The sequence below is a fragment of the Xanthobacter sp. YC-JY1 genome (assembly GCF_021730305.1).
GTDB lineage: Bacteria > Pseudomonadota > Alphaproteobacteria > Rhizobiales > Xanthobacteraceae > Xanthobacter > Xanthobacter flavus.
Map to the genome: position 1 here is coordinate 167,357 of NZ_CP032674.1, position 13,838 is coordinate 181,194.

The window sequence follows — 13,838 nt, forward strand, 5'->3', positions numbered from 1 at the left end:
CTCCCCTCAGCGCACGGTGACGCGCGCCAGCTCAGCCCCGTCGTCGGACATGACGTGGGTGGAGCAGGCGAGGCACGGGTCGAAGGAGTGGAGGGTGCGCAGGATCTCCACCGGCTCCTCGGGGCGCTGCATGGGCGTGTTCATGAGGGAGGCCTCGAACGCGCCGATATTGCCCTTGGGATCACGCGGCCCGCCGTTCCAGGTGGTGGGCACCACGCACTGGTAGTTCTCGATCCGCCCGTCCTTGATCTTGATCCAGTGGCCGAGGCCGCCGCGCGGCGCCGCCACGGTGCCGACGCCCTTGGCCTCCTTCGGCCAGGTGGCGGGGTCCCACTTCTCCATGTTGGCGGTGGAGGTGTCGCCGGCCTTGATGTTGGCGATGAGGTGGTCGAAGTCGTCCAGCATCATCTTGGCGCAGTAATGCGCCTCCAGCGCCCGGGCGAGGGTGCGGCCGATGGTGGTCGGCAGCGCCTGCTTGGCGGTGAGGTTGGTGCCGGCGAGCGTGTTGAACGTGCCGAGCGCCTCGTCCACCTGCCCCTTCACGTAATCGACGCCCTGGGCATAAGCGAGGATGTAGCGGGCGAGCGGGCCCACCTCCACCGCATTGCCCTTCCAGCGCGGCGCCTTGATCCAGGAATACTTGGCGTTCTCGTCCACCGCCTCGATGTTGGTGCGGGTGCCCTTGGCGTTGGGGCCGAGCTTGTACTGCGGGTCGGTGACGCCGTCCCACGGATGCAGGCCCTTGTCGTTGTTGCCCTCGCCGTAGGTGTACCAGGAGTGCGCCACGAACTCCTGCACCTGCGCCGGGTCGCGCGGGTCGATGGGGTGCACCTCGTTCCAGTTGCCGTTGAGGATGACGCCGCCGGGCAGGCGGTCGGTCTTCTTCTGGCCCTGGATGGCTTCGTAATCGCCATAGTCCATGACGTTCTGGCCGGAGAGGCCGCCGCCATAGAGCCAGCCCTTGTAGAAGCTCGCGATGGCGATCACGTCCGGCACATAGACGTTCTGCGAGAACTCGAAGGCTTCCTGAAGCTTCAGCTTGACGAAGTTCAGCCGCTCCATGTTGAGCGGGGCGCCGGCGGCCATGTCGCCGTTCATGTTGATGGCGCAGGGCACGCCGCCGACAAGATAGTTTGGATGCGGGTTCTTGCCGCCGAAGATGGTGTGGACCTTCACGATCTCGCGCTGGAAGTCGAGGGCCTCCAGATAGTGCGTCACCGCCAGCAGGTCCGCTTCCGGCGGCAGCAGATAGGCCGGGTTGTCCCAATAGCCGTTCTTGAAGATGCCGAGCTGTCCACTCTCCACGAACTTCTTCAGCCGGTTCTGCACGTCGCGGAAATAGCCGGGCGAGGACTTGGAGTGGGCGGAGATGGACTGCTGCAGCACCGAAGTCGCCTTCGGGTCCGCCTTGAGCGCATTCACCGGGTTCACCCAGTCCAGTGCGTGCAGGTGGTAGAAGTGGACGACGTGGTCGTGCCACTGCAGCACCTTGGCCATGATCTCGCGGATCAGGAAGGCGTTGTTGGGGATCTTGATCTGGAGTGCATCCTCCACCGCGCGCACCGAAGTGAGCGCGTGGCAGCCGGTGCACACGCCGCAGATGCGTTCCACGAAGGCCCAGGCGTCGCGCGGGTCGCGGCCCTTGAGGATCACTTCCAGCCCGCGCCACATGGTGCCGGTGGAGACCGCGTTGCGGATGATGTTGTTGGAATCGACATTCACCTCGCAGCGCATGTGGCCTTCGATGCGGGTGACCGGATCGACGACGATGCGCTTGCCGGAGGTGTCGAGGGAAAAGCCGTTCGGCGTCTGGATGGTCACTTCTCGCCTCCCTCGGTCTTCTGGGCACCGTCGGTGTTCTTGTGCTGGGCGCGCTTCAGCGCGCTGATGGCGGCATGGGCCGCGACGCCCGCGCCCACCGCGCCGGCGGCGATCAGGCCCACCTGGTCCGCATTGGCTTCCACGCCGAAGCCGGAGCCCTTCAGGTCAGCGAGGCGCGCATACCACGAGCCCTTGTCCCAGAAGCCGTCTTCCGAGCAGCCGATGCAGCCGTGGCCGGCCTGGATGGGGAAGGAGACGCCGTCGTTCCAGCGCACGGTGGAGCAGGCGTTGTAGGTGGTCGGGCCCTTGCAGCCCACCTTGTAGAGGCAATAGCCCTTGCGCGCGCCCTCGTCGTCGAAGCTCTCGACGTACTGGCCGGCGTCGAAGTGCGGCCGGCGATAGCATTTGTCGTGGATGCGCTGGGAATAGAACATCAGCGGCCGGCCCTGGCGGTCGAGGGCGGGGAGCTGGTCGAAGGTGAGCATGTAGGTGATGACGCCGGTCATCACCTCGGCGATGGGCGGGCAGCCCGGCACCTTGATGATGGGCTTGTCGAAGATCACCTCGTGCACGGGCGTGGCGCGGGTGGGGTTGGGGCGCGCGGCCTGCACGCAGCCATAGGAGGCGCAGGAGCCCCAGGAGATGATGGCTTTCGCGTCCTTCGCCACCTTCTTCAGCTGGTCCACGAAGGGCTTGCCGCCGATGATGCAATACATGCCATCCTCGTTCAGCGGCGGGTTTCCCTCCACCGCGAGGATGTAGTTGCCCTTGTACTTGGTCATCACCTCGTCGAGGATCGCTTCCGCCTGATGGCCGGCGGAGGCCATGAGGGTGTCGTCATAGTCGAGCGAGATCATCGACAGCACCACATCCTTCACCAGAGGATGCGCCGAGCGGATGAAGCTCTCCGAGCAGCAGGTGCATTCAAGGCCATGCAGCCACAGCACCGGGGTGCGCGGCTTGGTCTCCATGGCCATGGCGATCTGCGGCGCGAACTCCGGCCCGAGGCCGAGGGCCGCCGCCGTGAGCGAGCAGTATTTCAGGAACGAACGGCGGGTGATGCCCTGCCGCCGCATGACCTCATAGAACGTCTCGAGGGCCATAAAGGCGTCCCCCCTTGGCTGACCTTGTCCTCCTCACCGACGTCGAGGCCGGGGGATTGGAACCGTTTCAGCAAGGGGTGTGCCAGAGGGGGAGGGTGAGGGATTTCAGGGGGTTGGGTGCGGTGGTGGGGCGGAAGGGGTGGATGGGGGGTGAGCGGTTTGAGGGGGGAGGTGGAAAGGGGGTTATCGGGGCTTATAGATCGAGTTGTGCTGATCCAGCAAAAATACCGATAACGTCTGCAAGGGTCGCTGCATCCTCGGCCTTAAAACTGCCCTGGCAGCTGGGGCAAGTGATGTCGCCTTCAGCGGCGATCCGCAGGCTTTGACAATGAGGGCAAAGGACAAGAAAACTCTCAACAGCCTCCTCGAGACTAACGTCCGACACAGCAGCCACAGCCAGCCTTGGGTCAACGATCCCATAGAGATATTGTGGCCTATTTCCGGGGTTTGGAACGTCTCCAATCTTAGAAACGGCACCAGATGCTTGCCATTTTTGAACCTTAGATCGGGCCGCTTGCTGCGATATACGAAAGACGTCGTTTGATAGCGTGCTAATTGTGAACGTTAAAAGATCAACTTTCTTTATATCAGAAAAATGCTCACCATACAGCTCTCGCGCTCGCTCAGCAGAAAATGCCATTATTGCCGATTTAATCGTCCGATACTCAATTTTAGAAGTAAATCTTCCCGTTCGGGTGTGTTCGTCGATTATTTTTTTGCAGATTCGGACCATATCTCTAGGAGAACCGTAGGCAAAATAAGCGACAAGCTTGTGCATGTTGTACGGTTGATTATCGGCCAACAGCTGATCGAGCCGACTGACTCGGCCGCCCGAGTAGCTTTCAAGGCGGCGTTGAAGTACCTTTTCCAACTCGTCGACTGACCAGTTGAGGGTATATTCCAGTAGGCGGTCTGGCCGTCCCCCGGCAGCTTGATAGTGCTCCTTCACCTTATCCCAAAGGAAGAATTTGAACGCAACCCCTGGTGTTTCGAGAAGTGGAAGATCAATTAAAACAGATTCGAGAAATTCAAATGCGCGCTCCGCATCGGTTGCTGTAAATGTTATTTCATCAACACGATCAACCAATATATAAACAGAAGTGAATCCTATCTTTCGAACAAAAGCAACGAGCGACGAGAATTTGAACCGGATGCTCTCAGATGCCATTTTAACATCTGGTGCTATATTTTCAAGTTTTCCGAATTCATACTTAGCTGATATAGCATTAATCAAGCCGGTAATAGTTCCGCCATACTTCTTCCACAAGTCGTAAGCTATATCGTCCATTGACTTAATGGAGCTAATAGATTCCTTGAATTTTTCAGAAGTAAGTGGCCCCAAAAGCTCTCTTGATGTCTGCACCAGAAGCATTTTATCAGTTGCGTCTATTTGTGACGGATCAATCTTTCCCTTCTCAATTTCAAGTAGAATTGCAATCAACAGAGTCCTAGATATATTGTTCAAATGGAACTCTACAGAGACTTTTTTCTCCCTTGGCAGGCTGTCAATCGGGAATGTGTCGTAAGATATGCACAAGAAATTTGATTCAGGCTCTGCGCTCTTCTTTTCAATCATAATCTTTTGCGCTGTCTTCCCGCCGCCACGGGGGGCAAAGACGACGTTACTTTTTGGTGTTCTGGGGTCGCCGACGACTGCTGGAAAAAACGGGGGCTCAACAAAATATTGGTCGATGGTGGGCTCGTCCGCAGCATTCGTCGATGCAAACGGGTCTTTGTCGAATCCGAAACCCGACAGGAACTCAGACGACATGGCCCCTCCGAATCATCGCATGGATTACTCGCATATTTCGATAGTGGCCGCTGGTTTGCAATCTTGAGAGCGTGAGTGCACACGCCGCCACCCCCTTGCATCCCACCCCTCCCCCTGCCATATAGCGCGTGGGAGGTTGGCGGTGGACGAGCCACTCGCCAACCGGGTCAGGTCCGGAAGGAAGCAGCCCCAACGAGACCGGTCTCGGGTCTTCGTCCAGCCTCCCACCCCTTTCCTTAGAGAACACGCACCGGCGCGCGGCCTTGATGGCCGTCGCGCCTGATGGCGTTTCGGGCGTCGGCCGCCGCGCGTCCGGGGGCGGGCCAAGCCCGCGCGGCGTTTGAGCGGTGCCCCCCTTAAGCCCGCGCGGCGCTTGAGCGAAGGCCACGAAGACACACCCCGTAAAACAACACCGCCGCCCTCCGGGGGGAGAGCGGCGGCGCCGGGTCGGGGCAGTAGGGCGGGATAGGTTCAGACGAGGCTGAGCTTCACGTCGATATTGTTGCGGGTGGCGTTGGAATAGGGGCACACCTCGTGCGCCTTGGCGATGAGCGCCTCGCCGGCCGCGCGGTCCACGCCGGGCAGGGACACCGCCAGCGCGATCTCCAGGCCGAAGCCGCCTTCCGAGCGCGGGCCGATGCCCACGGTGGAGGTGACGGTCGCATCCGCCGGCACCTTCGCGGTGCCGCCCTGCGAGGCCACGAACTTCATGGCGCCGAGGAAGCAGGCCGCATAGCCGGTGGCGAACAGCTGCTCGGGGTTCACACCCTCGCCGCCGGGGCCGCCCAGCTCCTTCGGGGTGACGAGCTTGACTTCGAGATTGCCGTCCAGCGTGCCGGAGCGGCCATCGCGGCCACCGGTGGCGCGGGCGGAGGTGGAGTAGAGGACGTTGACGGGCATGGAGCTCTCCTGTGGGTTATTAACTTGTGAACGATTAAATCGTGTACGACTTAAATAGCCGAGCCGATGGCGGCCGTCAAGCGGTTGCGATCCTATCGTGCGCGATTTATCTGAAGGGGAGCCTACGAGGCCCGCCATGTCCGAACAGACGCCTGAACTGACACCCGAACCGACACCCCAGCTGACACCTGCTGAACCCGGACTGATCCCGGTGGAAAACATGGTGTGTTTCGCCTTCTATGCCGCGAACCACGCCTTCAACCGGGTCTACAAGCCCCTGCTGGACGACCTCGGCCTCACCTATCCGCAATATCTCGCCATGGTGAGCCTGTGGACCGAGGACGACCGCACCGTCGGCAGCCTCGGCACCGCTCTGGGGCTGGAATCCAGCACCCTCACGCCTTTGCTGAAGCGGCTGGAAGCCCTCGGCTACGTCTCCCGCCGCCGCGACCCCGCCGACGAGCGGGTGGTGCGGGTGAAGCTCACCCCCAAAGGCCTGGCATTGCAGGAAAAGGCCCGCCACATCCCCAACTGCATCCTCGCCGCCACCGGCCTAGACCTCGCCGACGTGGTCCGCCTCCAGCGCGAGGTCACCGCCCTGCGCGAGACGCTGGAGACGGCCGCAAAGGCCTGAGGCGGCTTCATTTTCGCTCTTGTATACGGTACACCGCATGCGGAAACGCCAGAATATCCGGGAGGCCGCCATGCTCGATCCCCAACTCGCCGGCCATGTCACCTTCGCCCCCGCCGCGCCGGACCTGCCGCCCCTCGCCCCCGGCCATCACACTCTCGGCCTGTCGGCGGAGCGTGATGCGCTGCTGGTGGTGCCGGAGGGGCTGGAGCCGGGGCAATCCGTGCCGCTGATGGTGCTGTTCCACGGCGGCGGCGGCAGCGCGCACAAGATCCTGCCCATGATGGAGCAGCACGCGCTCACCCACCGCTTCCTGCTGCTGGTGCCGCAATCGGTCTTCCCCACCTGGGACATCGTGATCGCCGGCAACGGCCCGGACCGGGAGCGGCTGGAGACGGCGCTCGCCGTCGTCACCCGGCATTTTGAGATCGACCCCACGCGCATCTGCTTCGCCGGCCATTCGGACGGCGGCAGCTACACCCTCTCGCTGGGCCTCACCAACGGCCATTTCGTCACCCACCTCATCGTCTCCTCGGCGGGTTTCATGTCCGTCCAGCGCCAGAGCGGGGCGCCGCGCGTCTTCATCTCCCACGGGGTGAACGACGAGCAGATTCCGGTGCAGCGCTCCGGCCGCGCGCACACGGCCCTGCTGAAGGAAGCGGGCTACGACGTGACCTACATGGAATACAACGGCCCCCACGCCTGGCAGCCGCCGGTGGTGGGCCTCGCGGTCGCCTTCTTCCTGGAGCCCGCCGCCGCGCCCGCCACGCCGTGAGCCGGCTTTGATCCACCCGCTGGACAAGCCCCCTACGAAGTGATGAGGTCGCTCCAAACAGAGCAAGAATGGCGGTTTCCGGTTGGGGGGCCGGGCGGGGATCATGCTTCAGGCGTCGGTCGTCATCTTCGTGGCACTGGCCTATATCGGCCTTCTGTTCGCCATCGCGAGCTATGGCGACCGGCTGCGCCCGGGCGCGGGCCGCGGGGCCGCGCGGCCGATGATCTATTCCCTGTCGCTGGCGGTCTACTGCACCTCTTGGACCTTCTTCGGCTCCGTGGGCCTCGCCACCACCCAGGGCTTCGACTTCCTCACCATCTATCTCGGCCCCATCATCCTGATGACGGTGGGCGCGCCTTTGTTCCTGCGCGTGGTGCGGCTCGCCAAGGCCAACAACATCACCTCCATCGCGGACTTCATCGCGGCCCGCTACGGCAAGAACCAGGGCATTGCGGCGTTGGTCGCCATCGTCGCCATCATCGCCGCCATCCCCTACATCTCGCTGCAGCTGAAGGCGGTCTCGGCCTCGCTGGTGGCGCTGCTCGGGCATTTCGCCGGGGAGCACGGGCGCGGCACGCTGGTGGGCGACCTTGCGCTGTTCGTCGCCTGCGCCATGGCGGCCTTCGCCATCCTGTTCGGCACCCGCCACACCGACGCCACCGAGCACCAGAACGGCCTGATGCTGGCCATCGCCACCGAATCGCTGGTGAAGCTCGCGGCCTTCCTGGGCGTCGGCCTGCTCGTCACCTTCGTCATCTTCGACGGGCCGTTCTCGCTCTGGTACGCGGCGCGGGAGGCGAGCGCGGTGGCGCCGTTCGAGCGCGGGCTGTCGCTGGAAAACTGGCTCACCATGACCATCCTGTCCGGCGGCGCCTTCATGCTGCTGCCGCGCCAGTTCCATGTGGCCGTGGTGGAGAACAAGGGCGAGAGCGAGATCCGCCGCGCCCGCTGGCTGTTTCCGCTCTATCTCGTGCTCATCAACCTGTTCGTGGTGCCGCTGGCCCTCGCGGGCATGACTCTGTTTCCGCTCAACCTCGTGGACAGCGACGTCTACGTGCTCGCCGTTCCGCTCGCCGCCGGCTTCGACAGCCTCGCTTTGCTCGCCTTCGTCGGCGGGCTCTCGGCGGCCACCGCCATGGTGATCGTCGAGTGCGTGGCCATCGCCATCATGGTTTCCAACGACCTCGTGATGCCGCTGGTGCTGCGCCGTCGCGCCGCCAAGCCGGAGGGCGAGCCGCGCGAAGACATGACCGGCCTGCTGCTGATGGTGCGGCGCATCTCCATCTTCGCCATCGTCCTGCTCGCCTATCTTTATTACCGCACCACCGGCGAGGCGCAGCTGGCGCAGATCGGCCTCCTCTCCTTCGCCGCCATCGCGCAGGTGGGGCCGGCCTTCGCCGCCGGGCTGATCTGGCAGCGCGCGACCGCGGCCGGGGCCATCGCCGGCATCGTCGTGGGCGGCGCCACCTGGGCCTATACGCTCATGATGCCGAGCCTTGCCGAGGCGGGTCTGATCTCCGCCGGCGTGCTCCAGAACGGGCCGTTCGGCATCTCCCTGCTGCGCCCCACCGCGCTCCTCGGCCTCACCGCCGGGCCGCTGGCCCACGGCGTCGCCTGGAGCCTCGGACTGAACACGCTGGTGCTGGTCATCGTCTCCTTCCTCACCCGCCCCTCGCAGATCGAGCGGACGCAGGCGCGCCTGTTCGCGGGGACAGGCGACCGGCCGCCGGCGCGACCCGCCTTCCTGCGCTGGCGCTCCTCGGTCTCCCTCGGCGAGCTGATGGCGACGGTGGAGCGCTATCTCGGCGCCGAGCGCGCCCGCGCCGCCTTCGACAGCTACGCCCGCCAGCACGGCTTTGCGCTCGATACCCACCGCGAGGCGGATGCGGGCATGGTGCGCCATGCCGAGCACCTGCTCGCCTCGGCTGTCGGCGCGGCCTCCTCCCGCCTCGTGCTCTCGCTGCTGCTGCGCAAGCGCGCGGTGTCCACCAAGGCGGCCCTGAAGCTGCTGGACGATGCCTCCGCCGCCATCCAGTACAATCGCGAGCTGCTGCAGAGCGCCATCGACCACGTGCGCCAGGGCATCGCCGTGTTCGACCGCGACCTGCGCCTCGTGTGCTGGAACCGCCAGTTCGGCCAGATGCTCGACCTCCCCGGCGAATGCTATGCGGTGGGCGTGCCGCTTACCGACATTCTCGCCGCCGCCCCCGCCGACGAGGACGTGGCGGGCGACATCTCGGCTCGCGTCGCCCGCTATGTGACCCCGGACCCTGATTTCTCCGAGCGCCTGCACCAGCGCGGCGCGGTCATCGAGGCGCGATCGGACCCCATGCCCGACGGCGGCATCGCCGTGACCTTCACCGACATCACCGCCAGCGTGGAGGCCGCGCTCGCTCTGGAGCGCGCCAACGAGACGCTGGAAAAGCGCGTGCGCGAGCGCACCGAGGAACTGGAGCGCCTCAACGGCGCGCTGGAGCTGGCCAAGGCCGAGGCGGACGAGGCCAATCTCTCCAAGACGCGCTTCCTCGCCGCCGCCAGCCACGACATCCTCCAGCCTCTCAACGCCGCCCGCCTCTACGCCACCAGCATGGTGGAGCGGGCCAAGGGATCGGAGGAGGAACGCCTCGCCGGCAACATCGATGCCTCGCTGGAATCGGTGGAGGAGATCCTCGGCGCCCTGCTCGACATCTCCCGCCTCGATAGCGGCGTCATGCGCCCGGAATTCTCCGCATTCCGCATCGCCGACGTGCTGAAGCCGCTGGAGACGGAATTCGCCCCGCTGGCGCGGGAGAAGAACCTCGAACTCACCTTCCTGCCCTGTTCGCTGGCCGTGCGCTCCGACCGGCGGCTGCTGCGCCGCCTGTTGCAGAACCTCGTCTCCAATGCGGTGAAGTACACCCAGCGCGGCCGCATCCTCGTCGGCTGCCGGCGGGTGGGGGGTAAATTGCGGGTAGAGGTCTACGATACCGGCGTCGGCATCCCGCGCTCCAAGCACAAGCTGGTGTTCCAGGAGTTCCAGCGCCTCGACCAAGGGGCGAAGGCGGCGCGGGGCCTCGGTCTCGGCCTCTCCATCGTCGAGCGCATCGCGCGGGTGCTGGAGCATCCGGTGGCGCTGCGCTCCACGCACGGCAAGGGCTCGGCCTTCACGGTGGAACTGCCGGTGGCGGTCTCCATGCCGGAGGAGCGCGAGGCGGCGCCCAGCCCCGCGCGCCGTGGGGCGCAACTGGACGGCCTCACCATACTCGCCATCGACAACGAGCCGACCATCCTCGAGGGCATGCAGATGCTGCTCACCGGATGGGGCTGCGACGTCATCACCGCCGCCAATGCGCAGGGCGCCATCGAGGCGGTCCGCCACCGCCGCAAGAAGCCCGACGTGGCGCTGGTGGACTACCATCTCGACGGCGGCCACGGCATCGAGGCGATCATGTCGCTGAGGTGGAAACTGGGGAAAATACCGGCCGTCCTCATCACCGCCGACCGCTCCAAGAAGGTGCGCGACGCGGCCCGCGCGGCGGACATGGAGATCCTCAACAAGCCGCTGAAGCCCGCGGCGCTCCGGGCGATTCTCGCCCACTGGCGCATCGCGCGCGCCGCCGCCGAATAGTCTTTCGCCGGCTTTACGAGCGCCCTTTCCGCCACATGCGCCCGCCTTCGCGATTAAGCCCTCGTTCATCCCCATGAACGCCCAATAAACGCCGCCTTCAGCCAGCGTTATGGGGACGTGCCATAGAAGCACGCCTCCGCTGCATGGAAGTGTTAACAGCTCGTTAAGATTTGTAACACTTCCACGCTTAACTCGACGCGCGAATACTTTTGGAGCGTGGCTATGACGATCACGATCAACGTTCCCGTCTTCCCGCTGCGGAAAGAGATCGACGCCCGCAAGCGCCGTCTCCGCTTCCCCCTGAGCTTCTCCTCGCGTGGCTGCAAGGCCGCGGATGAGGCGCCGGCCAATTCCCGCTACACCGAGGCTGGACTCGAATTCGACGTGACCGGCATCGCCCGGCACCCCCGCGGCCCCAAGGGCAACTGACGCTTGAGGCCGGCCCCACAGGGCCGGTCCGGCTGCGACGCCGGCTTTATGGCGCCGTGCGGCATCATCCGATAAGGTCGCGCCCGAACGGCAACAGCGCGTGGCCAGAAACAAGATGACGGACTTCAATTCCGCCCCGGCAACAGGCGACGAGACCCGCGGCACCTCGGCTGATACCCATTTCGGCTATCGCACGGTGCCCCTCGCCGAGAAGCAGGCGCTGGTGGACGATGTGTTCCACAAGGTGGCGCGGCGCTACGACATCATGAACGACCTCATGTCCGGTGGCCTGCACCGGGCGTGGAAGGATGCGCTGGTGTCCAAGGTACGCCCGCCGCAGGGCGCGCGACCCTTCCACCTGCTTGACCTCGCCGGCGGCACGGGCGACGTGTCCTTCCGTGTGGTCGAGGCCGGTGGCCCGGGCACCGAGGCCATCGTCGCCGACATCAACACCGACATGCTGGCGGTGGGCCGCGAGCGCGCCGAGAAGCGCGGCCTTGCCGATCGCGTCGCCTTCCAGGAGGCCAACGCCGAGGCGCTGCCCTTCCCGGACATGAGCTTCGACGCCGTCACCATCGCCTTCGGCATCCGCAACGTGCCACGCATCGACCTTGCCCTGCGCGAGATGCGCCGCGTGCTGAAGCCGGGCGGTCGCGCCTTCGTGCTGGAATTCTCCAAGGTGGACGTGCCGCTGCTGGACAAGGTCTACGACGCCTTCTCCTTCCGCGTGATCCCGGAGATCGGCAAGCGCGTGGCGGGGGATGCCGAGCCCTACCAGTATCTCGTCGAATCCATCCGCCGCTTCCCCACCGCGGAAGCGTTTGCGGGCATGATGCGGGAGGCTGGGTTCGCCCGCGTCACCTTCACCCGCATGACCGGGGGCGTGGTGGCCCTGCATTCGGGCTTCCGCGTCTGATGGCGGTTCCCTGCGGCCGGAGGCTTCGGCCATGATCTTCCTTCTCGTCGCCGATGCCTGGCGCCTCGCCCGCGCCGGCTATGTGCTCGCCCGCGAGGGCGTGCTCTCGCTCGTCTCGCCGGCCGCCGCGCCGCCGCTGGCGCGCCCGCTGCTTGATATCTCCAAGTTGATTGCCCGCAAGGATGCCGGCGACCGGCGCGCGCGCTTCTCGGCCGCGCTGTCGCGCCTTGGCCCGTCCTATGTGAAGCTCGGCCAGTTCCTCGCCACCCGGCCGGACGTGGTGGGCGCCTCCGTGGCGCGCGACCTCGAGGTGCTTCAGGACCGCATGCCGCCCTTCGGGCAGGCCGTGGCCGAGGCGACCGTCGCCGACACGTTCGAGCGGCCGGTGAAGGACGTCTTCGCCGTGTTCGGTCCGGCCGTCGCCGCTGCCTCCATCGCCGAGGTGCACAAGGCGGAAGTGATCGAGCCGGACGGTGAGCGCCGCGTGGTGGCGGTGAAGGTGCTGCGGCCCGGGGTGAACCGCCGCTTCGCCTCCGACATGGGCACCTTCCGCCGCATCGCGGCCTTCGCCGAGCACAATTTCGCCGAGGCCCGCCGCCTGCGGCTGGAGACGGTGGTGGACACCCTCGCGCGCTCCGTCTCCATGGAGATGGACCTGCGCCTGGAAGCCGCGGCCTATGCGGAGCTGGCCGAGAACACGCAGGATGATCCGGAAGTCCATGTCCCCCGCGTGGACTGGGACCGCTCCGGCCGCGAGGTGCTGACCACCGAGTGGATCGACGGCATCAAGCTCTCCGACAAGGAGGCCATCATCGCCGCCGGGCATGATCCCAAGGAGATCGCCCGCATCGTCATGCAGACCTTCCTGCGGCAGGCCATGCGCGACGGCTTCTTCCATGCCGACATGCATCCGGGAAACCTGTTCGTGGATGCGCAGGGCCGCCTCGTGGTGGTGGATTGCGGCATCATGGGCCGGCTCGGCGTGAAGGAGCGGCGGTTCCTCGCGGAAATCCTCTACGGCTTCATCACCCGCAACTGGCGGCGCACGGCGGAAGTGCATTTCGAGGCGGGATACGTGCCCTTCCACCATTCGGTGGACGATTTCGCCCTCGCCATCCGCGCCATCGGGGAGCCCATCCACTCGCGCACCGCCGACCAGATCTCCATGGCGCGCCTGCTGGCGCTGCTCCTGGAAGTCACCGCCCTGTTCGACATGCAGACCCGGCCGGAGCTGCTGCTGCTGCAGAAGACCATGGTGGTGGTGGAGGGCGTCGCCCGCTCGCTGGACCCACAGCTCGACATGTGGCGAACCGCAAAGCCGGTGGTGGAAGACTGGATCGCCGGCAATCTTGGCCCCATCGGCCAGTTGAAGCGCGCCGGCTCCGGCCTTGGCGAGATGGGTCATTTCGCCGCCACGCTGCCCGGCCTCCTCACCCGCACCGCGCGCGTGGTGGAGCAACTGGACGAGGCGACGCGGGACGGCATCCGCCTCTCTCCCGGCTCCCTGGAGGGCATCGGCCGCGCCGAGGCGAAGCGCGCCTTCTGGGGCAATCTGGCGCTGTGGGTGATCGCCGCGGCGCTGCTGGGCATCTGGATCGGCTGACGCTGATACCGGCAGCCTGCCGCTGCGGGATGTGAATTCCTGCGTTTCGTGTCGTTCTTTCCGGACGTTCCGGAAACCGCGAATTCTTTCCGGAGACGGGGCAGCATCTGCGCCGTCTTGAGAACAACTCGCATATTTTTCGCGTATTGCTTTGTCCTTCCAGCAAAACTAATTCAGGCCCCAAGACGGCTCCGCTCCCGTTCAAGCATCCACTCCAACGGCTGCTTGCGCAGGGTCAGGAGCCCCGGACCGGCGCACCGCCTCTCGGGCGGGCCGAGGTCC

Annotated in this window: 10 protein-coding genes and 1 other RNA gene; 7 read left to right on the plus strand and 4 right to left on the minus strand. The window is 65.2% G+C overall.

Translation table 11 applies throughout. The features are described 5' to 3' along the window. Positions 1–6: 6 nt before the first annotated feature. The 3 genes from D7006_RS00835 to D7006_RS00845 all read right to left on the minus strand — a co-directional run bounded on the left by D7006_RS00835 (position 7) and on the right by D7006_RS00845 (position 4,695). Positions 7–1,821, minus strand: coding sequence for a nickel-dependent hydrogenase large subunit (locus tag D7006_RS00835; protein ID WP_169124901.1), 1,815 nt, complete (start codon positions 1,819–1,821; stop codon positions 7–9). Next, positions 1,818–2,924 (minus strand): hydrogenase small subunit, encoded by a 1,107-nt coding sequence (locus D7006_RS00840; RefSeq protein ID WP_169124900.1) that lies wholly within the window; start codon positions 2,922–2,924, stop codon positions 1,818–1,820. The genes D7006_RS00835 and D7006_RS00840 overlap by 4 nt, the downstream gene beginning before the upstream one ends. A gap of 193 nt (positions 2,925–3,117) precedes the next feature. Continuing rightward, positions 3,118–4,695, minus strand: coding sequence for a P-loop ATPase, Sll1717 family (locus D7006_RS00845; RefSeq protein WP_237355201.1), 1,578 nt, complete (start codon positions 4,693–4,695; stop codon positions 3,118–3,120). Between the two features lie 130 nt (positions 4,696–4,825). Between D7006_RS00845 and ffs the strand changes: the two genes are divergently transcribed. Further along, an RNA gene (ffs, locus tag D7006_RS00850) (signal recognition particle sRNA small type) lies at positions 4,826–4,924 on the plus strand. 242 nt (positions 4,925–5,166) lie between these two features. Here ffs and D7006_RS00855 read toward each other — a convergent pair. Continuing rightward, positions 5,167–5,595 (minus strand): organic hydroperoxide resistance protein, encoded by a 429-nt coding sequence (locus tag D7006_RS00855; protein WP_237355202.1) that lies wholly within the window; start codon positions 5,593–5,595, stop codon positions 5,167–5,169. Between the two features lie 220 nt (positions 5,596–5,815). On the opposite strand from D7006_RS00855, the gene D7006_RS00860 reads away from it, so the two are divergent. The 6 genes from D7006_RS00860 to ubiB all read left to right on the plus strand — a co-directional run bounded on the left by D7006_RS00860 (position 5,816) and on the right by ubiB (position 13,556). Beyond that, complete coding sequence (locus tag D7006_RS00860) at positions 5,816–6,229, plus strand: MarR family winged helix-turn-helix transcriptional regulator (protein WP_237356827.1); 414 nt, start codon at positions 5,816–5,818, stop codon at positions 6,227–6,229. Positions 6,230–6,299: 70 nt separating this feature from the next. Beyond that, positions 6,300–7,001: an alpha/beta hydrolase gene (locus tag D7006_RS00865; RefSeq protein ID WP_237355203.1), complete on the plus strand. Its 702-nt coding sequence runs from the start codon at positions 6,300–6,302 to the stop codon at positions 6,999–7,001. Between the two features lie 103 nt (positions 7,002–7,104). Then, positions 7,105–10,608 (plus strand): PAS domain-containing hybrid sensor histidine kinase/response regulator, encoded by a 3,504-nt coding sequence (locus D7006_RS00870; RefSeq protein ID WP_237355204.1) that lies wholly within the window; start codon positions 7,105–7,107, stop codon positions 10,606–10,608. 222 nt (positions 10,609–10,830) lie between these two features. Beyond that, a complete protein-coding gene (locus tag D7006_RS00875) occupies positions 10,831–11,037 on the plus strand; it encodes a hypothetical protein (protein WP_169124894.1) in 207 nt (68 codons plus the stop codon). Between the two features lie 115 nt (positions 11,038–11,152). Further along, a complete protein-coding gene (gene ubiE, locus D7006_RS00880) occupies positions 11,153–11,953 on the plus strand; it encodes a bifunctional demethylmenaquinone methyltransferase/2-methoxy-6-polyprenyl-1,4-benzoquinol methylase UbiE (protein WP_237356828.1) in 801 nt (266 codons plus the stop codon). A gap of 31 nt (positions 11,954–11,984) precedes the next feature. Beyond that, entirely contained in the window at positions 11,985–13,556 is a 1,572-nt protein-coding gene (gene ubiB / locus D7006_RS00885; RefSeq protein ID WP_237355205.1) for a 2-polyprenylphenol 6-hydroxylase, read from the plus strand. The last annotated feature ends 282 nt before the right edge of the window (positions 13,557–13,838 follow it).